The organism is Pseudomonas batumici (assembly GCF_036585405.1).
GTDB lineage: Bacteria > Pseudomonadota > Gammaproteobacteria > Pseudomonadales > Pseudomonadaceae > Aquipseudomonas > Aquipseudomonas batumici.
Window position 1 is genome coordinate 708,149 of the sequence record NZ_CP144470.1, and the last position, 23,073, is coordinate 731,221.

Annotated in this window: 18 protein-coding genes; 3 read left to right on the plus strand and 15 right to left on the minus strand. The window is 64.8% G+C overall.

The window, feature by feature from the left end; translation table 11 throughout:
* Positions 1–72: 72 nt before the first annotated feature.
* Both NUH87_RS02870 and NUH87_RS02875 read left to right on the plus strand, forming a co-directional pair.
* Positions 73–945, plus strand: coding sequence for a LysR family transcriptional regulator (locus NUH87_RS02870; RefSeq protein ID WP_338524636.1), 873 nt, complete (start codon positions 73–75; stop codon positions 943–945).
* 82 nt (positions 946–1,027) lie between these two features.
* Positions 1,028–1,459: a hypothetical protein gene (locus NUH87_RS02875; RefSeq protein ID WP_338524637.1), complete on the plus strand. Its 432-nt coding sequence runs from the start codon at positions 1,028–1,030 to the stop codon at positions 1,457–1,459.
* Between the two features lie 31 nt (positions 1,460–1,490).
* Here the strand turns inward: NUH87_RS02875 and NUH87_RS02880 are convergent, their stop codons facing one another.
* Positions 1,491–2,789, minus strand: a complete 1,299-nt coding sequence (locus NUH87_RS02880) for a chloride channel protein (RefSeq protein ID WP_338524638.1) — start codon at positions 2,787–2,789, stop codon at positions 1,491–1,493.
* Between the two features lie 180 nt (positions 2,790–2,969).
* On the opposite strand from NUH87_RS02880, the gene NUH87_RS02885 reads away from it, so the two are divergent.
* Positions 2,970–3,626 carry a peroxiredoxin-like family protein gene (locus NUH87_RS02885; protein ID WP_338524639.1) on the plus strand — a complete coding sequence of 219 codons (657 nt, stop codon included), beginning with the start codon at positions 2,970–2,972 and terminating at the stop codon, positions 3,624–3,626.
* A 27-nt stretch (positions 3,627–3,653) separates the two neighbouring features.
* Here NUH87_RS02885 and NUH87_RS02890 read toward each other — a convergent pair whose 3' ends face one another.
* From NUH87_RS02890 to NUH87_RS02955, 14 genes are all read right to left on the minus strand, one after another.
* Positions 3,654–4,541: a LysR family transcriptional regulator gene (locus tag NUH87_RS02890; protein WP_338524640.1), complete on the minus strand. Its 888-nt coding sequence runs from the start codon at positions 4,539–4,541 to the stop codon at positions 3,654–3,656.
* An 81-nt stretch (positions 4,542–4,622) separates the two neighbouring features.
* Positions 4,623–6,233: a gamma-glutamyltransferase family protein gene (locus NUH87_RS02895; RefSeq protein WP_338524641.1), complete on the minus strand. Its 1,611-nt coding sequence runs from the start codon at positions 6,231–6,233 to the stop codon at positions 4,623–4,625.
* A 100-nt stretch (positions 6,234–6,333) separates the two neighbouring features.
* On the minus strand, positions 6,334–7,113 hold the full coding sequence (locus NUH87_RS02900) for an amino acid ABC transporter ATP-binding protein (protein ID WP_338524642.1): 780 nt from the start codon (positions 7,111–7,113) through the stop codon (positions 6,334–6,336).
* A gap of 2 nt (positions 7,114–7,115) precedes the next feature.
* Entirely contained in the window at positions 7,116–7,889 is a 774-nt protein-coding gene (locus NUH87_RS02905) for an amino acid ABC transporter permease (RefSeq protein ID WP_338524643.1), read from the minus strand.
* 12 nt (positions 7,890–7,901) lie between these two features.
* Positions 7,902–8,708, minus strand: a complete 807-nt coding sequence (locus NUH87_RS02910) for an ABC transporter substrate-binding protein (RefSeq protein ID WP_338524644.1) — start codon at positions 8,706–8,708, stop codon at positions 7,902–7,904.
* 73 nt (positions 8,709–8,781) lie between these two features.
* A complete protein-coding gene (locus NUH87_RS02915; RefSeq protein ID WP_338524645.1) occupies positions 8,782–9,459 on the minus strand; it encodes a GntR family transcriptional regulator in 678 nt (225 codons plus the stop codon).
* A 226-nt stretch (positions 9,460–9,685) separates the two neighbouring features.
* The gene (locus NUH87_RS02920; RefSeq protein ID WP_338524646.1) at positions 9,686–10,408 is read right to left on the minus strand and encodes an alpha/beta hydrolase; all 723 of its coding nucleotides are present in this window, start codon (positions 10,406–10,408) and stop codon (positions 9,686–9,688) included.
* A gap of 56 nt (positions 10,409–10,464) precedes the next feature.
* On the minus strand, positions 10,465–11,505 hold the full coding sequence (locus tag NUH87_RS02925; protein ID WP_338524647.1) for a purine nucleoside permease: 1,041 nt from the start codon (positions 11,503–11,505) through the stop codon (positions 10,465–10,467).
* A 130-nt stretch (positions 11,506–11,635) separates the two neighbouring features.
* Positions 11,636–11,866, minus strand: a complete 231-nt coding sequence (locus NUH87_RS02930; protein WP_040067856.1) for a hypothetical protein — start codon at positions 11,864–11,866, stop codon at positions 11,636–11,638.
* 112 nt (positions 11,867–11,978) lie between these two features.
* The gene (locus NUH87_RS02935) at positions 11,979–14,138 is read right to left on the minus strand and encodes a hypothetical protein (protein WP_338524648.1); all 2,160 of its coding nucleotides are present in this window, start codon (positions 14,136–14,138) and stop codon (positions 11,979–11,981) included.
* On the minus strand, positions 14,125–15,330 hold the full coding sequence (locus NUH87_RS02940; protein WP_338524649.1) for a DUF3142 domain-containing protein: 1,206 nt from the start codon (positions 15,328–15,330) through the stop codon (positions 14,125–14,127). Before NUH87_RS02940 ends, NUH87_RS02935 begins: the two co-directional genes overlap by 14 nt.
* Positions 15,331–15,381: 51 nt before the next feature.
* Positions 15,382–16,878: an efflux transporter outer membrane subunit gene (locus NUH87_RS02945; protein ID WP_338524650.1), complete on the minus strand. Its 1,497-nt coding sequence runs from the start codon at positions 16,876–16,878 to the stop codon at positions 15,382–15,384.
* Entirely contained in the window at positions 16,875–19,997 is a 3,123-nt protein-coding gene (locus NUH87_RS02950; RefSeq protein WP_338524651.1) for an efflux RND transporter permease subunit, read from the minus strand. The genes NUH87_RS02945 and NUH87_RS02950 overlap by 4 nt, the downstream gene beginning before the upstream one ends.
* Positions 19,998–20,001: 4 nt before the next feature.
* The gene (locus tag NUH87_RS02955; RefSeq protein WP_338524652.1) at positions 20,002–23,067 is read right to left on the minus strand and encodes an efflux RND transporter permease subunit; all 3,066 of its coding nucleotides are present in this window, start codon (positions 23,065–23,067) and stop codon (positions 20,002–20,004) included.
* Positions 23,068–23,073 lie beyond the last annotated feature (6 nt).

Below are 23,073 nucleotides of genomic sequence, written 5' to 3' on the forward strand. Positions count from 1 at the left end.
AGGCCAAGATTGACGCTCAAGCAGGCGACGGTCCAATATTGAATAAGTCTCGCTTCATACCCAGGAGGTATCGTGGAGCTTCGTCATTTACGCTATTTCAAGGTGCTCGCACAGACCTTGAATTTCACCCGCGCGGCCGAGCAGTTGAACATCGCCCAGCCGCCCCTCAGCCGGCAGATCCAGCAATTGGAGGATGAGCTGGGGGTCCCGCTGCTGGAGCGCTCGCGGCCGTTGCGCTTGACCGAAGCGGGACGGTTTTTCCAGGAGCACTCCAGCCAACTGCTCGAACAGCTTGAGCGGGTCTGCGCCGACACCCGTCGCGTGGCCGCCGGCCACAAGCGCTGGCTGGGCATCGGCTTTGCGCCATCGACCCTCTACGGCGCCCTGCCCGACCTGATCCGCCGCCTGCGCAGCCTTGGCGATATCGAACTGGGCCTGTCGGAACTGATCACCCTGCAGCAACTGGACGCGCTGAAAAGCGGGCGTATCGACATCGGTTTCGGCCGGATGCTGTTCGATGACCCGGCCATCGTGCAGAAAGTCCTCAGGCAAGACCCCCTGGTCGCGGCCTTGCCGGCCGGGCACCCGCTGCTCGGACAAGCGGTCAGCCTGGAAGAATTGGCCACCCAGCCGTTTATCCTCTACCCCGCCAGCCCGCGTCCCAGTTATGCCGACCACGTACTGGGGGTGTTTGCCGGGCATGGCCTGAGTATCCACGTGGCGCAGATGGCCAACGAACTGCAGACCGCCATCGGCCTGGTGGCAGCCGGGGTCGGCATCGCCCTGGTGCCGGCGTCGGTCCAGCGCCTGCACCGGGATGACATCGGCTATACGTCGTTGCAGGACAGCAGCATCACCTCGCCGATCGTGGTCAGTTACCGGGCGGGCGACGTATCAGGGGTGCTGCAGCGCTGCCTGCAATTATTGAACGGTCATGACGAGTAGCACTTTTCCCTGCGCTTTCATTTGTCTGATCCCGAACTTGCCTGCAAACTGCTGAATCTGCCGTGATCGACAAGGAGCCAGCATGACGGAGCACAGCACGGGGGTCACGCTCACGGCCAAGGGCCTGGTCTTCGAGGATGACTGCGGCGAGCCCTTTCCCCAGGACGACGCCGTGCGTGAACTGCTGGAGAAAGTCTTTGCCGGTAGCGGCGTCGATATCACCGCCATCCACACCCAGAGCCAGTACAAGAAGGCCCTGTGGCATGTGATGACCAGCTCCATCCAGGGCCCGGGCGGTGTCGAGGCCATCCTGGCCATGGCCCTGCAAGGGGTCGAGTTGCTGCACAAGCAGTTCGCCGGGCGTGACGACTTCCAGTCCAGGCTGTGTGCCGGGGCGCTGCAAGGCCTGTTGAACGGCGACCGTGACGGTCTTGCCAAGGCCAAGAGAGCCAGCAAGATCCTCGCCAGCGGCTTGCGGCCAGTGGCTGGTCTCCCGGACAACCAGGACCTGTAGGAGCAGCCGGTCGACGCTTGGGACGGGGCTCTCAGCGCTTTACGCCGCCAACCACCTCACACAAACGACTCATGCAGACCGAGCCCACCACCGCGAGGATGATCGGCACCAGGAAATCGTGATCGATCCGGGTGAACTCCGCCACCAGCACAATGGCGGTGATCGGCATGCTCATGGACGCCGCCAGGAACGCCGCCGCGCCGACGATGGCAAAGGCCCCCAGCTCTATACCGGGCCAGGCCAGGCTCCATAAACCGCCCAGGAGAATCGCCATCAGCGCGCCGATCGCCAGGGCGGGCGTCAGCAGCCCGCCTTCGGCTCCCGCACGCAAGCTGCTGCTGGTCACCAGCACCTTGGCCAGCAACAAGGCGGCGGCCAGCCCCAGGGTCAATTCATTGTCAAAACCCAACTGCGCCGGCCCCTTGCCGTTGCCCAGCACCTGGGGCAGATAGACCGCCACGCAGCCAACCAAAGTGAAATTGATCAAGGACAATACCGGCAACCGCCAGCCGCGAGCGGCATTTATCCGGGCACGCCCCGTCAGTTGCACGAAGCCATGGGCGGCCAGGCCGAAGAACGGCCCGGCAATCAGCGCCCAGGCGAGCAGCCCCGGCGTCAGTGCCAGGCTCGGCACCACGTACTGCACCTGCGCCCCCAGTCCGACCCACGCCACGGCGGCGCCAATGGCCGAAGTCGCCAGCGCCATGATCGCCGCCGGCCAGCTGAAAACGCCCACCAGCCCTTCCAGGACAAACATCGCGCCGCCCAACGGCACGTTATAGACCGCTGCCAACCCGGCCCCTGCCCCGCAGGCAATCAGTAATCGATGGGTATCGGGAGCCAGCTGCGCCTTGCGCGATAACCAGGCCGCCACCAGGGCGCCGACCTCGCGCGGTGCGACTTCACGCCCCAGCGGCGAGCCCAGGGCCACGGTAATGATCTGCAGGGGCGCATGACACAGCGTGGTCTTGACGGGCATCGCCGGCCCGTCGGGGGACACGGCTTTCTTGATACCGACCAGCGGACGCCCGAACCGATAGATCGCCCACCAGCCCAGGCCGGCCACCAAGCCGCATAGCGTCAAAGCCAGGATCCGCCGCGAAGGCGAGGCGCTGCTCACGCCGATCAGGAAACTTTCATGGCTGGTGAGGCTGTCCTGCCCGTAGCCATATGCCAGGTGCTGGATGCCGTGCAACAACATCGCCAGCAGCATGCCGCCCAGTCCTGCGCCAATGCCGGTGAGAATCACCACGAAGGAAAGCGCGAACAATGAGCGGATTCTGGAGCGAACCTTGGTTTCAGTGTGCAGCGACGATTCCGGCAAGACCATTCAAGACTCCGCGAGGTCAGGTGTACCACGACCGGATGGCCGCACGCCGGAGGTGATTATCCGGCATTCCCGGCAAGAATAGGAGCTATGCCGGCGGTCTCTCTACCGAGCCCATGGCCGGCCTGTGACCATGACCTGGCGATTGAACAGCCCCTCTCCAGGACTCATCAGGAAACGATCATGACACTTCAAGCAAAACTCGATGCCTTCAAAACCGACTTCGTCAGCGGCAAACCGCCTTACAACGCACCGCCGCACGTTCACGCGGTGATGAAGCGTGCCACCGACGAACTGATCGCCAGCGGCCTGGCCGAACGCGCGCTGAAAGTCGGCGACCAGGCCCCGGCCTTCACCCTGAACGATCCGGACGGCCAGCCGGTTTCATCCGCCGAACTCTTGTCCCGGGGGCCTCTGGTGGTGAGCTTCTACCGGGGCGTATGGTGCCCTTACTGCAACATGGAGCTGCAGGCCCTTGAGCAAGCGCTGCCGTCCTTCCGGGAACTGGGCGCGAACCTGGTGGCGATCTCCCCACAGGTCAAGGCCAACAGCCGCAAGTCGGTTCGCCAGAACCAGCTGACCTTTCCGATCCTCAGCGATACCCGCAACGAGGTCGCCGCGGCGTTCGGTCTGCGCTTCGAACTGCCGGACTACCTGATCGAGCTGTACAAAGGTTTCGGCAACGACCTGCCGACATTCAACGACGACCCCAGCTGGACCCTGCCCATGCCAGGACGCTTCGTGATTGCCCAGGACGGCACCCTCCTCTACGCGGAGGTCAATCCGGACTACACCCAGCGCCCGGATCCTTCGGAATTGCTGCCCGCGTTGCGCGGTTAAGGCAAGGCCGCCACTTCGGTGGCGGCCTCAACCGCTCGCCAGCAATTGCTCGACGTAGGCGACAAACGCCCGGGCCTTGGTGCTGGCCAGGCGGCCACTGGGAAACACCGCCCACAAGTCCAGGCCCGGCAGTTGCCAGTCCTGCAGGACCTGACGGACCTCGCCACTGGCCAGTTCCGGGGCGAACATCCATTCTGAAGACAGGGTCAGCCCCAGGTGCGTGAGCACGGCGGTTCGCACCCCTTCCGCGGCGGACACCCGCACCCGCCCCGACACGTTGACCGCCTGCTCGCTGCCGCTGCGTCTGAACACCCAATGACTGCCACCGCCGCTCTGCGAATAAATCACCGCCTGATGGTCCACCAACTGCGCCGGTGACGTCGGCTCGCCCTGGCGCTCGAAATACGCCGGCGTCCCCAGCACCATCCGCCGGCACTCGCCGATCTTGCGCGCCGTCAGCCCGGAGTCGCTCAACTCGCCCATGCGCAAGGCCACGTCGATGCCTTCCTCGATCAGGTTGACGTTGCGATCATCGAGCACGACATCGATATCCAGATCCGGGTGCAAGGCCAGAAAACCCGCCAGGTGCGGCAGGATATGCAGCCGCGCAAAGGTCACGGCGGCACAGACACGCAGGGTGCCCCTGAGTCCGGCACCGGCGCCCCGGGCGGCCAGTTCCGCTTCATCGGCTTCTTCGATGGCGCGTTTGGCGCGCTCGAAGAACGCCGCCCCGGCTTCGGTCGGCGTCAACCCACGGGTCGAGCGCAACAGCAGTCGCGTACCCAGGCGCGCCTCCAGTTGGGCGACGGTCTTGGACACGGCAGGCTGGCCAACGTCGAGCCGTCTGGCGGCCGCCGAGAACGAACCCGTCTCGACCACGCAGACAAAGGTTTCCATCGCCGCCAGCCTGTCCATCCGGTTCCTCCGCACAAGGATCGAGTCTCTGCAGCCGGCCTACCTCCCGCGTCTGCCGCCTCTTGCGGATTTAACCACTGGTTACCACACGGCGATATGGGAATCGGCACGGGGCTCGGTGCCGCCACACAGCACACCACTCGACGGGTCGCGCAGGATGATCTGGCCACGGCCATAGGTGGTCAGGTCGCAGGCGATCTGCACCTGATGGCCGCGCCGCGCCAGGGCCGCCGCCAGGTCCCGCGAGGCGCCCTGCTCGATGCCGACCTTCATCTCCCCCAGCCACTGCCAGCGCGGCGCATCCAGGGCGGCCTGGGGATTGAGGCCGAAGTCCACCAGGTTCATCACCATCTGCACATGGCCCTGGGGCTGCATGTAGCCGCCCATCACGCCGAACGGTCCAAGAGGTTCACCGCCCTGGCTGAGAAAGCCGGGAATGATGGTGTGGAAGGTCTTCTTGCCGGGCACCAGGCAGTTGGCGTGGCTCGGATCGAGGCTGAACTCCTCCCCGCGGTTCTGCAGGGCGATACCACTGTCGGGCAGCACCACGCCGGAACCAAAGCCGTGGTAGTTGCTCTGGATAAACGAGACCATGTTGCCTTCGGCATCGGCGCTCGCCAGGTAGACCGTGCCGCTTGCATGGGGATCGCCGGGCGCGGGCGGCTGCGCCTGCTCGCCGATCTGCCCGCGCCGGCGGCGGCTGTAGTCGTCGCTGAGCAGGTCGGCGACCGCCACCCGCATGTGCAACGGGTCGGTGATATGGTGCAGGCCGTCGCTATAGGCCAGCTTCATGGCTTCCAGCTGGCGGTGCCAGGTCTGCTGGCTGTCGCGATGGTCGAAACTGAAACCCTCGAGGATCTTCAGCGCCATCAGCACCACCAGGCCCTGGCCACTCGGTGGGATCTCCCAGACGTCATAGCCCCGGTAGTTGATGTGGATCGGTTCGACCCACTGCGCCCGATAACCTTGCAGATCGCTGCCCCGCAGGTAACCGCCGGTGGCTCGGGAATGGGCATCCAGGCGCGCAGCCAGTTCGCCGCGATAGAAGCTTTCGCAGGCCGTGGCGGCCAGCTCTTCCAGGGTCCGGGCCTGGGCCGGGTTGCGGAACAGCTCACCGGCCCGCGGTGCCCGGCCTTCGATCAGGAACGTCTCGAACCAGGGGTCGAGCACGGCGTCGCGGTGGGGGCTGAATTCTTCGAGTGCACGCTGCCATTGGAGAGCCACCACCGGGGATACCGGAAAGCCCTCCCGCGCCAGGCTGATGGCCGGTTGCAACAGCTCGGCAAAGGGCAACTTGCCAAAGCGTTTCGACAGCTCGGCCCAGGCCGACGGGCAGCCCGGCACGGTCACCGGCGTCCAGCCCAGGAGCGGCATCCGCGCGTGCCCCGCCGCCTTGACCGCGTCGATGTTCAGGGCTGCCGGGGCCTGGCCGTTGCCGTTGAGGCCGTGCAGTTGGCCCTTGCACCAGACCAGCGCGAAGGCGTCGCCGCCGATGCCGCAGCCGGTGGGTTCGACCACCGTCAGCGCCGCCGCCGTGGCGATGGCGGCATCGATGGCGTTGCCGCCCTTGCGCATGATCTCGATGCCAGCCTCGGCGGCCAGGGGTTGCGAAGCCGACACCATGCCACGGCGGGCAAAGACGCTCTGGCGTTGTGACGGATAAGGGTATTCGTGGGCAGAAAATTTCAACATGGCAAAGGTTCTTCCAAACAAGAAATCGTTGGCCGGATGGGGGTCGGGTCCATTCCCGGGCCATCAGGCATCGGATCAGGGCAACCGACCGGCGGCCCGCTTACAACACGCGACTGAGAAAGGCCTGGGTACGCGGGTGCACAGGCCGACTGAAAATCTGCTCCGGTGGCCCCTGCTCGATCAGTTCGCCCTGGTCGAGGACCACGACACGGTCGGCGACTTCCCGGGCAAAGCCCATCTCGTGGGTGACCACCACCATGGTCATGCCCTCCTCGGCCAACTGCTTCATCACCTGCAACACCTCACCGACGGTTTCCGGGTCCAGGGCGCTGGTGGGCTCGTCGAACAGCATGGCCTGGGGTTTCATCGCCAAGGCCCGGGCAATCGCCACCCGCTGCTGCTGGCCGCCGGAGAGCATCGACGGGTAATGCGCGGCCTTGTCCGCCAGGCCGACCCGGGCGAGCAAGGCCCGGGCCTGCTCCAACGCCTCGGCCCGCGGCACGCCGAGCACCTGGATGGGCGCTTCGATGATGTTTTCCAGGGCAGTCATGTGCGGGAACAGGTTGAAGCGCTGGAAGACCATGCCGATGTCCCGGCGCTGGCGGGCGATGTTGCGCTCGGAGTCACGCACCAGGCTGCCGTCGGCGCGCTCGTGGTAACCCATGGCCCGGCCGTTGACACGAATGCGCCCACCCTGGATGTCTTCCAGCAGGTTGATGCAGCGGATGAAGGTGGTCTTGCCCGACCCCGAGGCGCCGATCAGCACCACCACTTCACCACGCCGCACCTGCAGGGAAATCCCCTTGAGAATCTGCAAGGAGCCGAAGGACTTGTGAATGTCCAGGGCCTCGATGATCAGTTCTTCAGTCTTGTGCGCCATGCTTAACGTCCCCTCAGCATTTTCAGGGTGCCACGACCGAACAGACGACTGCCGGCGGTTGGCGGCGCAGGTCGGTCGGACTGGCCGAAACGCGCCTCCAGCCAGCGCTGGAAGAAGCCCCAGAGCGTGGTCAAGAGCAGGAAATAGATCGCCACCACCAGGTACAGTTCGAACACCCGGAACGTCGCCGAGGTGACCATCTGCGTACTCAGCAACAGTTCCTGCACGCCGATCACGCTGACCAGCGTGGTGTTCTTGAGCATCACGTTGAACTCGTTGCCCAGCGGCGGCACGATCACCCGGAAGGCCTGGGGCAGGACGATGCGCCGCATCAGCTTGCCGAAGGTCATGCCCAACGAGCGCCCGGCCTCGTACTGCCCTTTGTCCACGGCACCGATCCCGGCACGGATGATCTCGGCCATGTAGGCACCTTCGTTCAGGCCCAGGGCGATGATCGCCGCCTGGATATTGCCCGGCACCACCAGGCCGAACAACTCCAGGTCCTCGAAGCGAAAGATCCCGCCGGCGGCCAGCGCGGTGTAGAGAAAGACGATCTGCACCAGCAGCGGCGTGCCGCGCATCAACCACACGTAAAACCGTACCGGCAGGTTGAACAGGGGGTTGTTCGACAGGCGCAGCAGCGCCGCGGCCAACCCCAGCACACAGCCCAGCGACATCGCCAGCACACTGATCAGGCAGGTCAGCCAGAGCCCGGTGAGGTACACCCCGCTGGGCTGCAACAGGTACTGCCAGAACACGTCCCAATTGAAATTCATCAAGTGCCCGCCTCAGTCGAGTGTATCGCTGGCCACATGCCATTTGCCCAGCAGCCGGGCGTAGCTGCCGTCGCTGCGCATGTCACTGACGATCTGCTGCACGGCCCGGGTCAGTTGCGGATCGTCCTTGCGCATCCCCAGGCCCGTGAGAATCCGGCTGAAGGCCGGCACGCCCTCCTCGAACAGATCGGGCGCCATGGCGGCGTAGTAACCGGCGGTTTCCACTGTGGTCCCGTAGGCGTCCACCTGGCTGATGCGCAGGGCTTGAAAGGCATCGGTATCGGTGTTGTAGACCACCAGTTTCATCGGCGTCTTGCCGGCCTTGACCAGGGTTTCGTTCTCGGCGTCGAGCAAGGTCTTGATCGTCGAGCCGTTGAGCACCGCGACCTTGTGCCCGGAAAGATTCTCCAGGGTCGAAATGTGCTTGGGATTGCCCTTGGGTACCACCACCGACTGGCTGGAATACATGTAGTTGACGATGTCGATCACTTGCCGGCGTTCGGGTTTGTCGAACAGTTGGTCGACGATCATGTCGCATTGTTGGGCCAGTAGCGCCGGCAACAACCCGGAAAAGGGAATCACCCGCCATTGCACCGCCTTGTTGTCCAGGCGCTTGGCGATTTCCAGGCCCAGGTCGACGGTCAGGCCCTTCGGTTTCTGGGCCTCGTCGAACGACACCAGCGGGGGTGAATCCATGCCCGAGCAATAGGTCAGTTTCTCGACCTTCTGCAAGCGCTCCGGCACCTGGGGCGCCGCAACCGCCCCCTGTACCAGGAGCCCCAGGGATACAGCGGCAAGCAACACACGGCGTTTATGCATGACCAGACACTCCAGTTCGTCAGTAACGGGGGCAGTACTCAAAGTCAAAACACGGCCGGACTCGAGTCCGGTTCTATTTTTCCGATTGCAGAAAGCTGATCAGCGCGGGCACCGTGCCCTCGATGTGTTGGCGCACCACGGCTTCGGCCCGCTCGGCATCACCCGAGCGGATAGCATCGAGGATCACCGCGTGCTCCTCCCGTGCGCTCAAGGGCTTTTCGCTGTGTTGCAGCCATAGGCGCATGGGCGCCTCGATCAGCGAATACAGGGCCGATATCTGCTTCACCAGCCGCGGCCGACCACTGAGGCAGCACAGGAATTCATGGAAGGCCCGGTGCCGGCTGACCCACTCGGCGCTTTCGTCGCGGTAGTCATCCATTTCGTCGAGCATGCGCTCCAGGGCCGCCAACTGGCGCTCGCCGATCCTTGGCACGGCCACGCGGATCGCCAGGCCTTCGAGGGCGCCGCGCATATCGAAGACTTCCTGCAGCTCGTCGAACTCCAGGCCGCTGACAATGGCCCCGCGATTGGGTCTCAGGGTCACCAGGCCCTGCGCGTCCAGGCGGCGAAAGGCTTCACGCACGGGCATGCGACTCATGCCGATCTCGCTGGCGATGTCCTCGGCAATCAACCGGTCGCCTTTGCGGTAGCGACCGCAGCAGATCGCTTCCAGCACAAAGGTATAAGCCTCTTCCTCGGCAGTCTGGGGCTGACGTTCAGCGTAAGCGGGACGAATTGCATGGGGAAGCACCTTTGTCTTTTTGTATCCAATTATCCATGGATACAAAAAAGCATAAGTCGTGCCAGTCCCTTGGAAATGCATCCAAGGGATTGATGGAAATAGGCTTTTGCCAGAAACAGGTGTTTCCGGGAGGGGATGGTGTGACGGCTGAGTGCTACAAAAACGCGCAGTGACGCGCCAAAGGGGTGAAGTAAAGTACCCGGGTAACAAGTGCCGTTGGCAAAACAGCAGGCTGTCAGCGCGGCAACGAGGCACTGATCCAGTTTTTCAGGTCGGTGACTTCCGTGGCGCTGATGGTGTGGCCAACACCGGGATAGGAATGAAACTGCGGCGCGATGGACACCCCTTTCAACACGCCCAATGCTTCGGTCGCACCGACATAAGGCACCTGCGGATCAGCGGTGCCATGGCCGATGAAGACCTTCAGCGCGGCGTACTTCGACCCGTCCTTGAGTTCCGAACGCAGCAGCGGCAGCACACGTCCACTGAGGGCAGCGATCCCGCGCAGCACCTCGGGATGCCGTAGCGCGACCTCATAGGTCATCATCGCCCCCTGGCTGAACCCCACCAGGAACACCTTGTCGGGCTGGGTGTGGTATTTCTCGGTGACCCGGGTGACAAAATCGGTGATGGCCTCGGCGCTCTGGCGCAGGTCGTCGCTGTCGCCGTCGGATTGCGCCACCCCGCTCTTCTTGCGGTACCACTGGTAGGCGCCCAGGTCCAGCTCCAGGCGTCCACGCACCGAGAGCACGGTGTAGTTGGCCGGCAAGTCGTCCTTGATCCCGAACAGATCGTCCTCGTTGCTGCCGTAGCCATGCAGGAAGATCACCAACGGCTGGTCACGGGTATCGGCACTGGCCTGCTCCTGGTAGGTCAGCGGCATATCGGCGAGCAGTTCGGCCTCTGCCGCCGACGCCGTGCAGGCCAGCAGCAAGGCCAGGGCCAGGGGTTTGAGCATGTCGGGAATCTCCGGGCGATCGATGGGGCGCCCAGCTTATCACCGGCGCGAACCACTCAGTGCTCGGGAACGCCCTGCTCCCACGCCTTCCAGTCACCGAGGATCGCCTGCACCAACGGATTGCCCGCCCGGTACAGGTTCTCCAGGGCCGGGACAAAACCGCCCTGGTCGGCGTACTTGAGCAGGTTGTCGACTTCGCTGTAGCCCGGATAAGGCCGGTCGAAATCCGAGCCGGCCCGCACCACCGCCAGGCGGTTGATGTCCACTCGCCCGGCCTTGCTCGCCCGGAGCAAGGCCTCGTAGGTGGAGTTGTCTTCCTGCTGGGTGGTGCAGTAGACGCCCTTGTTGTCCGTCAGCAGGCGAGTCCAGACCTCGGCCCGTTCGCTCAGGCGCGTCCCGGAAAACCAGGTATTGCCCGCCAGCGTGTCGCAGCGGGTCACCACCGGCGGCTGGTTGGCCGGCGCATAAGGGTATTTGACGCGCCAGGCGGCTGACTCCTTGCTCTCGCTCAAGACCACCTGATGGGACAAGGCAAAGGCCTTGGCCTGCAGCCTGGGGTTGAGCTCGAACACTTCTGTCTTGTAGTCCAGCGGCGGCTTCTCGTTCGGCCCGCGGGTGTTGATGCCGATGTAGCCGGTGGGCCAGTCTTTCGGCGCATCCCGCGAATCCAGTTCCCATTGGGTGCCGAACTCCACCAGGTAGTGGGCCCAGGCCGCCGTGCCGATAGTGCCTTGATGCGGGTTGATCCCGGCGATCCCGGCAATCAGGAAATACGACTGGCGCAGGTCGAACTGCGGCGACAATGCCAGGGCCAGGGTCGAGGCCGTGGCGTTGGTCTGGCCCATGCCGGTCACCAGCAGGCAGGTGTCCTGGTCATTGCAGCGAATGTTCGGGTATTCGGCGCTGAGGCCCGGCAGCGGGATTTCGCGCTTGAGGGCCAGGCGCTCGATCCAGGCCTGGGCTTCGGGCGCGAACATGGTGATGAGCATGACCTTGGGCTTGATCGGTGCAGCCCAGGCGGCCTGTCCGGCGAGGCAGCCGAGCAGCAGGCCGGCGATGAGGGAATGACGGGCAAGAGGTCGCAGGGTTTCGGGCATGGTGGTCGCTTGAGGTGAAACTGGGACGTGTGGGAGCCGGCTTGCTGGCGATGGCGTCCGGATGAACGCCGCGAGGCTCAAGGGCCTCATTGCCGGCAAGCCGGAATCTACAAGGGAGGAAGCTATTTAGTCAAAGACCCCTGAGACGCTCGACGATCTGTTTCTTCACTTTCAGCCGCCGCTCCTTCAGTGTTCTCAATGGACCATCCGCCGCCAGGGCCGACTCGGCCGCCAGCACTTCCTTGTCGACGTTATCGTACTGATCAAGCAGTTGATGGAGCCTGGGATCCTTGCTCCTGTGCTGCGCCAGCTCCTCTTTGTTCAACTTCAGGTCCGCGAGCAAATCGTGCTTGACTGGCATATCGTCACCTCTTGGTTCTGTGGGCAGGACATGAAGCTCCAGCGCCCCCCACCTCATGAAAGGATCAAGGCGATGTATCCCTAAGCAATAGCACGCCCTGGCCCAACTTGCCTCAAAGCTTCGCCTTGCGGCGACGAACCCACAGTGCCGCCAACCCGCCGAATAGCACCAGCCCTCCCACGACCAACGCCACCTTGTAAGGCCGCAATGCCGAACGCACGCTGTTGAGCGGCTGGGTCAGGTAACGCCTGTTGGCCTGGTCGAAGTCCGGTTCCTGGCATTGCCGGCCGAAATTCGCCGCCCAGCTCACGTACGGACCTTGCTCGACATAACGCTGGTAAAGCTGGATTTCCTCGTCACTCCCGGCGACCCAACTCGCCGCTTTGCACAACACGGCGGCGAAAGCCTGGCTGCTGTGGGGCAACTGATCGGCGGCCTGGTTGGCCAGGTCCACCGCCACCCAGCGATAGTGATAACGCCGGTCGGGCTTGGCCACGCTGGCCTGTTGCCGCTGGATTTCCGCGGCTTCGAGAAACGGCCCCGGTTGCAGGTCCGCCTCACCCAGGCTGTAGTAACCGTCCAGGGCGCGGTAATCCGGCGCCATCTCGTAGCCGAGGATTTCCATGCCCGACTTGCGCGCCAGGGTGGCGGCGGCAAACAGCGCCTCGGCGCGCCCGGTGGCGGTCCAGCGCGACACGGCCTGCTGGCGGTCGCGGCCATAGTCCCGTGCCGTGGCCTGCAATTCGGGGCTGTCGAAGTACTTCGGCGCTTCATCGTAGCGCCCCTCGCGCAGCAGGCGACGGCCCAGCAGCTCACGTAGCTTCGGGCGCCGAACGTATCTGTCCTCGTCCTTGTCCTTGTCTTCGGTTTTGGGCGTCAGTGCGGGAACATGGGCATCGACATAGGTTTTCAGTTCGTCGGTCGTCAGCACCCGCTCGGCCACGGTCGCGGCATCCAGCCAATAGATGTCCTGGCTGCGGTAAAGCTGGTCGAAGGCTTGCAGGTAGTCGCCACGGTCCAGCGCCAGGATCGCGCTTTCGCCCAGGACCCGGCAGCCGGGCTGGACGGTCTCGAGAAGCCAGTCCTTGCCACCACGCCGCTGGCCCCAGACCTCGTCCTTGGGAAACGCCTGGGCCGCCTTGGCATAAGCGGCCGCAGCCTGGACCTTGTCGCCGTCGCGCAACGCCAGTTTGGCCCGCACCCACCACGCCAGGCCGCCCTCGCCCGCGTGTTCCAGAAAGGTCTTGGCCGCCGCGTAGTCACCATTCTGGTAACTCAGGGCGGCCAGGCGATCGGCGTTGTCCAGGCTGCCGCTGACGCTGGTCAGCAGCACCTTGAACAGTCGCTGCTCCGACTGCGGAGGCTCATGGCTCAACACGTAAGCGGTCAACAACGCCTGGACGTTTTTCTCCTTGAGCAAAGCGCTCAACTGTTCATCCGGCAACCTCACCAACTCGCCGACGACCTGTTTGAGCGAGGTATGGCCGCTGTTCGACCCCAGCCGACTCTGACTGGCGTACAGGGCAATGGCGTTGTTCCAGTCGTTGTCGAGCAGGGCCAACCGGGCTTCCTCGCCGAGGCTGGCGATCCCCAGCTCCAGTGGATCGCTGAAATCCCCCGCGCTCAACGCCCGCGTCTGCTGGAACGCGAGCCGGGCCTGGGCTTGCAACTCCGGGCTGGTGACGACCGGCGCGGCGCTATCGGCCGGGGTATCGACGCCCGCTTCGGCCTGGGCACTGAGGGCGACCAGGGCCCGTCCCAGGGAATACGCGGCCCAGGTGCTGCGCAGCTTGCGCTGGTCGGCCGGCAAGGCCAGGACTTGGCGGAAATAGTCCACGGCCCGCTGCGCGTCACCGGACTGGAAGGCCACGGCACCGGCGATGTACAGCCGCAGCTCGGCCGGCAGGCTCGCACCCTCGGTCTCGACCTGTTGCGGGTCTGCCAGGCTGCGCAGGCGCGCCACCTCGGCCCGCAGGTTCTCCGGCAGCTCGCTGGCCTCCACCTTGTCGCGCTGCTCGCGATAGGGCTTGGTATTGTCGTCGCTGTCCCAGTACGGCGTCAGGGTAGCCTCGGTCGCCGGTTTCAGGCCGGCCACGGCTTCGCCAAGGCGATTGACCTCGAACTGGAAGTTGGTTTCCGGCAAGTCGGCCAGGGACTGGGCGCGATCCTCCAGCAGGCGCAGGGGAAAGTCCGGACCGCAGGCCAGCGCCGATCCGAGCGGCAGGCTGAGGGACAGGCACAGCAGGTGCCGAGGCCAATTACGGGTAGACATTCCAAGCTCCTTGATCGATCCGGGTACAGCGCGCCCAGCCGAGCGCACGTTGGCCACCAGCGGCGAGGCGCGCGCTGGACTGGCGGGTAAAAATGAGCTGCTTCGGGGTTTGCCGCAAGGTATAGCCACTGAGCCCGTCGACGCCATCACACTGCTCGGCGTTGAGTTCCACCCGCGCCGGTAGCGGCCGGTCGAGGTTGCCGAGGTTATCCAGGCGTATGTCGTAGAGGCCATCGCGGGCCGACAGTTCAACCTGCCATTGACTCGCGAGCGCCTCGCCACGAGACACCGCGCTCAAGGTGGTCAGGCTCCAGGCCCGGCGATCACCGGGCAACGGCAGACGGAACCAGATCAGCCCGGCCAGGTGCGCGGGCGGCTTGGCCCGCAGTTGCCGGGCCAGCGTCGCCAGTTGCTGCGGATCGGCCAACAGCTCGCGGCGCTCGCCGCCACGGTTCAGCGCGACTTCGCTCTCGACCACGGGCGCCCCGCCATCGTCCGGCAACACGGCGATGCCATAGGCCGGCAGCGCCAGATAAAACGCCTTGTCGCTGACCCGGCCCCAACGCTCGGCCCAGTCCCGGGCCTGCCCGGGATTGAACAGCCCCAGCCTGGGGTTGCTCACGGCATGGACCTGCAACACGCTGCTGTCGACCGCCTGCAACAAGGCCGGCAACTGCGGGCTGTCGAGCCAGGCGGGCAACGCGGTGATGCTCAGTTTCAACGAAGGCGGCAACAGAGCACGCAGCTTGATCAGGAAATCGGTATAGCCCGACAGGCGTGCGCTGCCGCTGTCATGGTCGATTTCCACCCCCGTCGGCATCACACCACCCGCCCGCCAGTCGGCGAGCAGTTGTGAGATCTGCACACGCGCCAGGTCCAGGTCCAGGGCCGGAAGCTGGCCATCGAGACGGATCACCGCAATCACCGGTCGCCCGTCGGCCTTGAGCTGCGCCAGATCCACCCGCGCCCTGCTCCATCCGGCCTTGGGCTGGGCCTGCAGCGCCAGGACCCGCAAGGTCGAGAAATCCGCCCGGCTCTCGGCCAGGGCCTGCTCATGGGCCGGTCGCCATTGGCGTTGCCAGATATAGAGTTGCTGATCGAGGGGTGGCGCCGGCCGATCGGGGTTGCAACCGCCAAGCAGGAGCAGCGCACAGAGCGCAAACCATCGGTGGGAGAAGACAGTGGCGGGCATACAATCCTTTGTCAGACACGGGTGAACGTCGTACGCGGGAGCGATATTACCTCACTTGGCAGGCGCTGGCTGCGCCGTGCTGTCCCCGGTGGCCTGCCATCCGCCGCCCAGGCTCTGGACCAGGGCCACGCTGCCCTGGGTCAGCTGCCCCTGGCTATCGCGCAGGTTCTGCTCGGTCTGCAACAGGACCAGTTGCTGGGTCAACACGGCCTGCAGGCTGACCGTCCCGGCTTTCTGCTGGGCCTGCTGGCTGCCGAACAGCTGCTGGTTGCGCTGATGGATCTGCCGGAAGGCCTGGGCCTGGGCCTGCAGGTGATTGAGCGCCGAGAGGTTGTCTTCCACGTTCTGCAAGGCACCGAGCACCGTGCCGCGATAGCTGGCGACTTGCTGGTCGTAGCTGGCTTCGGCCTCGCTGACCGCAGCCTTGCGGGCGCCGGCGTCGAACAGGGTTTCGGCCAGCGCCGGGCCGACGCTCCAGATCCGGTTCGGCACCGAGAACAGGCCGCCCAGGGCACTGCTGCGGTAACCGACCTGGGCCGTCAGGTCGAGAGTGGGATAGAACGCCGCCTCGGCGACACCGATTTTCGCGTTGGCCGCCGCCACCGCACGCTCGGCAGCCACCACGTCCGGGCGCCGTTGCAACAGTCCCGACGGCAGGCTCAAGGGGGTGGCCGGGACGTTGAAAGCAAAGCTGTCGACGGGGGCCAGGCTGAATTGCGCCGGTGCCACGCCCACCAGCACCGCCAGGGCATGCTCGAATTGTTCGCGCGAGCGCTGCGAGGTCTGCAGGGCGGCGACCACGCTGGTCAGTTGGTCCTGGGCCACCAGCAGTTGATCGTTGGAAGCGGTGCCTTGGGTGTATTCGGTCTGGGTCATGTCCAGCAGTTGCTGATTGATGCGCTGTTGCTGCTCGAGCAAACGGATATCGATGTCCAGTTGGCGAATGCCGAAGTAGTTGCTGGCGACACTGCCGCCGATGGACAGGCGGACCCCGGCCAACAGCGCATCGGAGGCCTGGGCCGTGGCCTGGCTCGATTCGATGCCACGCCGTACCAGGCCCCACAGGTCCGGCTCCCAACTGGCGCTGAGGGTGGCGCTGACCGTTTGTTCGACCGATTTACTGGAGGTGCCCGACGCACTGCTGGTGGAGCTGCTGGTAGAGCTGCTGGTGGCACTGCCAGTGGAACTGCTGCCAACCACCCCACGGGAGCCGGACAACCCGGCGGACACCGTCGGCCAGAGCCCCGCCCGGCTGGCGGCGACTTGTGCCTGCGCCAGCCGGTAAGCCGCCTCGGCGGCGACAATCGACTGGTTGGCCTGGGCAGCGCGGGTCATCAGCTCGTTGAGGACCGGGTCGTGGTAATCCAGCCACCACCGGCTGTCCAGCGCGCCCTGGGGATTGGCGACCGCGCGCTGCCATTGCGCGCCTTCCTTGAAGCCCTGCGGCAGTTCGATGGTCGGCCTCCGGTAATCCGGCCCGACCATGCAGCCGCTCATGCCCAGGCTGAACAGCAGGACCAGCCACGGCCCGCGTTGACCTTTCATCATGATTCAGACTCCTTGCCGCGCCGGCGCAGCCGCTCGGAAGCGTTGTCCAGCCACAGATAGATGACCGGCGTGGTGTACAGCGTCAGCAATTGGCTGAGCAGCAACCCGCCGATAATGGAAATCCCCAGCGGCCGGCGCAACTCCGAACCGTAGCCACTGCCCAGGACCAGCGGCAAGGCCCCGAGAGTGGCCGCCAGGGTGGTCATCATGATCGGCCGGAAGCGGATCAGGCAGGCCCGGTGAATCGCCTCCCGGGCACTGCGCCCATGCTGGACCCGCTCGGTAATGGCGAAATCGATCATCATGATCGCGTTCTTCTTCACGATCCCGATCAGCAGGATCACCCCCACCAGGGCGATGATCGACAGTTCGGTGCCGGTCAGCAGCAAGGCGATCAGTGCGCCGACACCGGCCGACGGTAAGGTCGAGAGAATGGTCAGCGGGTGCGTCAGGTTCTCGTAGAGCATGCCCAGCACGATATACACCGACAGCAGGGCCGCGACGATCAGCAGCGGTTCGTTGGCCACCGACTCCTGGAACACCTGGGCCGTGCCGGCGAACTGCCCGACCACGCTGGCCGGCATGCGCAACTGGGCCACGGCGTTGTCCACCAGGGCCGTGGCCTGGCCGATGGAGACACCGGGAGCGAGGTTGAACGAGGCCGTCACCGCCGGAAAGGTGCCCTGGTGGGCAATGGAAATCGCCGTACGCTGGATACCGGTATCCGACAGCGCCGACAGTGGCACCAGCGTCGGGCTCTTCGCCGGTAGTGCCGAGGCGCCTATCGCCTGGTTGGAGCTCACCGGCCCGGTCGGGACATAGATCGACTTGAGGGCCGACGGATCGGTCCAGTATGGCGGCGCCACTTCCATCACCACGTGATACTGGTTGGCCGACTTGTAGATGGTCGAGACCTGGCGCTGGCCGAAGGCGTCGTAGAGGGTCTGGTCGATGTTGCCGACATTGACCCCCAGGCGGGCCGCGGTATCGCGGTTGATGCCGATGTTCGCCAGCAGGCTGTTGTCCTGCTGGTCGGTGTTGACGTCGGTCAGTTGCGCCAAGGTGTGCAGCACGGCGACGACCTTGGGCACCCATTCATCCAGGGTGCCCTGGTCGTCGGCGGTCAGGGTGTACTGGTACTGCGCCCCGCTCTGCCTGCCGCCGACGGTGATGTCCTGGGCCGATTGCAGGTACAACCGGGTCCCCGGCAGCTCGCCCAGGGCCTTGCGCACCTGGGCGATCACCTGCTCGGCGCTGTCCTTGCGGGCACCGACCGGCTTGAGCGTGATGAACATCTGGCCGCTGTTGATCGCGCCGCCACCCCCGCCGCCGCCGATAAAACCACCGACGGTTTCGACATTCGGGTTCTTCGACACGGTCTGGTTGATCTCGCTGAACGCCGACTGCATCGCGGCATAGGAAATGCTCTGCGGCGCAATGATGCTGCCCTGCAGCCGTCCGGTGTCCTCCTGGGGAAAGAAACCCTTGGGCACCAGCACATAGAGCCCCCCGGCGAGCACGATGACCAGCAGGGTCAACAGACCCATCAAGGCCGAATGCTCGACGACCCAGCCCAGGGTCCGGTCATAGAACCGATGGAAGCCCGAGTCCGGGTATTCGTGATCCGAGTCCGTCGCCTGGCTCGGACGCAACAGGATGCTGGACAGCATCGGTGTCACGGTCAGGGAGACCAACATCGAAATCAGGATCGCCACCGACAGCGTGATGGAGAACTCGCGGAACAGCCGCCCGACGATGCCACCCATCATCAGCAAGGGGATGAACACCGCGATCAGCGACACACTGATGCTCAATACCGTGAAACCGACCTCCCGCGCCCCGTCCAGCGACGCCTTCAGCCGGGTTTCACCGCGTTCCAGGTGGCGCATGATGTTTTCCACGACCACGATCGCATCGTCCACCACGAACCCGGTGGAAATGGTCAGCGCCATCAGCGACAGGTTGTTCAGGCTGTAGCCCAGGAAATACATGGCGCCAAAGGTGCCGAGCAGCGACAGCGGCACGACGATGGCCGGCACCAGGGTGCTGCGCCAGTCGCGGAAGAAACCGTAGGTCACCAGGGTCACCAGGAAGATCGATGCCAGCAGGCTGACTTCCACATCGTGCAGCGACGCGCGGATGGTGGTGGTGCGGTCCAGCAGGATGTTGAGCCTGATCGAAGCCGGGATCGAGCTTTGCAGGAACGGCAACGACGCCTTGACCGCATCCACCGTCTCGATGACGTTGGCCCCCGGCTGCTTGAATAGCACCAGCAGCACCGCCGGCCGGCTGTTGGCCAGGCCGAAGTTGCGCAGGTCCTCGACAGCCTCGCTGACATAACCCAGGTCGGCGATATGCACCACGTCGCCGTTGCGTTGCCTGACCACCAGCGGCGCGTAGTCCTCGGGCTTGAACAGCATGTCGTTGGCGCCGATACCGTAGGCGCGATCGCCGATGGACAGCGCGCCCTTGGGCAGGTTGGCGTTCGACGCGGCGATCGCTCCGCGCACTTGCTCCAGGCTGACCCCATAATGGTTGAGCCGGTCCGGGTTGAGCTCGACGCGCACCGCCGGCAGCGCACCACCGCCAACGGTGACATCGCCGACCCCACGGGTTTGCAGCAGTTTCTGCTCCAGCAAGGTCGAGGCCACGTCATACATCTGGCCCCGCGTGGCACTGTCGGACGTCAGGCTGATGACCATGATCGGCGAGTCGGCCGGGTTGACCTTGCGGTAGGTCGGATTCCCCGACAAATCGCTGGGCAGGCTGTTGCGGGCGGCGTTGATGGCCGCCTGGACGTCGCGGGCCGCGCCGTCGATATTGCGGTTCAGGTCGAATTGCAGGTTGATGCGGGTCGAGCCCAGGCTGCTCGACGAGGTCATCTGGGTGACCCCGGCGATCTGTCCGAAATGCCGTTCCAGGGGCGTCGCCACCGAAGAGGCCACGGTTTCCGGATCGGCGCCCGGCAGCGAGGCCCGTACGCTGATGGTTGGGAAATCCACTTGCGGCAACGGCGCCACTGGCAGCAGCAGGAACGCCAGCCAACCGAACAGCGCCAGGCCGACCGCCAGCAAGGTGGTGGCAATCGGGCGCTGGATAAAGGGCGCGCTGATGTTCATGGGTTCAGCCCTCAGTCTCGGCTTGAGGCTGGCCGAAACGCCGCTCCAGCTGATTCATCGCCAGGAAGATCACCGGCGTGGAAAATAGCGTCAGCAACTGGCTGAGCAACAGCCCGCCAATGATCGCGATACCCAGCGGATGGCGCAGCTCCGAACCGATGCCGGTGCCCAGGGCCAGCGGCACCGCGCCGAACAACGAGGCCATGGAGGTCATCAGGATCGGCCGGAAACGCAGCTCCGCCGCCTTGCGAATGGCCGCCACCGGGTCCAGCCCATCCTTGCGCTGCGATTCCAGGGCGAAGTCGACCATCATGATGCCGTTCTTCATGACAATACCGATCAGCAGCACGATGCCGATCAGGCCGATGATGTCGAACTGGGTCCCGGTGACCCGCAACGCCAGCAAGGCACCCAGGGCCGCCGAGAGCAAGGTCGAGAGGATGGTCACCGGGTGCACGAAGCTCTCGTAGAGAATGCCCAGCATCAGGTAGACCACGACAATCGCCGCCGCCACCAGGAACACCTGGTTCGACAGCGAAGACTGGAAGGTCGCGGCGGCGCCTTCCAGGTTGGCCTGTACCGTCAGTGGCAGGCCGATGTCCTTTTCAATCTGATTCAGGCGCGCCACCGCCGCCCCCAGGGTCTGGCCGGGGGCCAGGTTGAAGGAGATGTCCGCATAGGGGAACTGGCCCAGCCGGTTGATGGTGATGGGCGTGCGAACCACCTGCTGGGTGGCCATGCTCGCCAGGGACGTCACGACGCCGCTGCTGGTGGTGACATAGAGCCCGGTCAGCAGGTCGGCGAGGTTACGCGGCGGCCGGTCGCTGGCCATCACCACGTGGTACTGGTTGAGCTGGGTGTAGAGGGTCGACACCTGGCGCTGGCCAAAGGCGTCGTACAGCACGTTATCGATGGCCTGGGGCGTTACCCCCAGGCGGGAAGCCGTGGCGCGGTCGATATTGATGCGGATCTGATTGCCGAACTGCATCGCCTGGCTTTGCACGTCGCTGAACAGCGGGTCCTTGGCGATGGCCGCCAGCAGTTTACCTGTCCACTGTTCCAGGACCTGCGGATCGGTGGCCTGCAAGCCGAGGCGGTAGCTGGTGGTGGCCACCGTCGCGTCCAGGGTCAGGTCCTGCACGCTGTGCAGGTACAGGCGTACCCCGGAATCATCGGCATTGGCATCCGACAACCGGCGAATCACCGCCGCCGCAGTGTCACGCTGGCCGTGCTCCTTGAGGTTGATCAGCAGGTTGCCCTGGTTGATGGTCGGGTTGGTCTGGTCGATACCGACAAAGGACGACAGGCTGGCCACCGCCGGATCCTTGAGGATTCTGGCGGCGAGCTTCTGCTGTTGCCGCTCCATCTGCTGGAACGACACGCTGGGTGAACCCTGGGAAATGCCCTGGATCAGCCCGGTGTCCTGCTCGGGAAAAAACCCCTTGGGCATGACCATGATGATGAACAGCGTCAGCAACGCGGTGAACACCACGGATATCAGTGTCAGGGTGCGGTGCAGCAGGACCCAGTCCAGGCCACGCACGTAGTAGCGGTTGATCCGGTCGAAAAAGTCCGGGCGGCGTTCCCCGGCATGCTTGCGCAGCATGCGCGCGCACATCATCGGTGTCAGGGTCAGGGAAATCACCGCCGAGATCACGATGGTCACCGCCACCGTCATGGCGAACTCGCGAAACAGCCGCCCGACCACATCGCCCATGAACAACAGCGGGATCATCACCGCGATCAGCGCCACCGACAGCGAGACGATGGTGAAACCGATCTGTGCCGAACCCTTGAGCGCCGCCTGCAACGGCGTATCCCCCGCCTCCAGGTAGCGGGTGATGTTTTCGATCATGACGATGGCATCGTCGACCACGAAGCCGATGGCAATGGTCAGGGCCATCAGCGTCAGGTTGTTCAGGGAAAACCCCAGCGCGTAGGCCACCGCCAGGGTACCGATCAGGGTCAGCGGCACGGTGACGGCCGGAATCACCGTGGCCGGTACCGTGCGCAGGAACAGGAAGATCACCAGCACCACCAGCAGTACCGCGACCGTCAGTTCGTACTGGACGTCGGTGACCGAGGCGCGAATGGTCTGGGTGCGGTCGGTCAGCACGCTGACCTTGAGGGTCCCCGGCAGGCTGGCGCGCAGCTTGGGCAGCAGTTGCTGGACCCGATCGACCACCTGGATCACGTTCGCCCCCGGTTGGCGCTGGATATTCAGCACGATCGACGGCGTGTCGTTGGTCCAGGCCGCCTGCCGGGGATTTTCCGCGCCCTGGACGGAACTTGCGATCTGCGCGAGACGGATCGGCGCACCGTTCTTGTAGCCGATCACCAGGTCGCGGTACTCGTCGGCCGATTGCAATTGATCGTTGGCACCGATGGAAAACGCCTGGAACTTGCCGTCGATATTGCCCTTGGCCTGGTTGACGTTGGCGGTGCCCAGGGAACTGCGCAGGTCTTCCAGGGACAGGCCGAGGCTATTGAGCGCCGAGGTATTGGCCTCGACCCTGACCGCCGGGCGCTGGCCGCCGCTGAGGGTGACCAGCCCTACTCCGGAAATCTGCGAGATCTTCTGCGCCAGGCGGGTATCGGCCAGGTCCTCGATTTTGGTCAGCGGCAACACATCGGAGGTCAGCGACAGCGTCAGTACCGGCGCATCGGCCGGGTTGACCTTGCTGTAGACCGGCGGATACGGCAGGTTGGCCGGCAGGAAGGTTCCGGCGGCATTGATCGAGGCCTGCACTTCCTGTTCGGCGATATCCAGCGACAGCGCCAGGTCGAATTGCAGGGTGATGACCGAGGCGCCATCGGAGCTGGTGGAGCCCATCGACTTGAGCCCGGGCATTTCGCCGAACTGGCGTTCCAGCGGCGCGGTGATCGAGGAGCTGATCACCTCCGGACTGGCCCCGGGGTACTGGGTGAAGACCTGGATGGTCGGGTAATCGACTTCCGGCAGGGCCGAGACCGACAGCAGGTGATAGCCGAGCAGTCCCAGCAGGAACACGGCGATCATCAGCAGTGTGGTGGCGATGGGGCGTTCGATGAAGGGCCGTGAGATGTTCATGGGCAA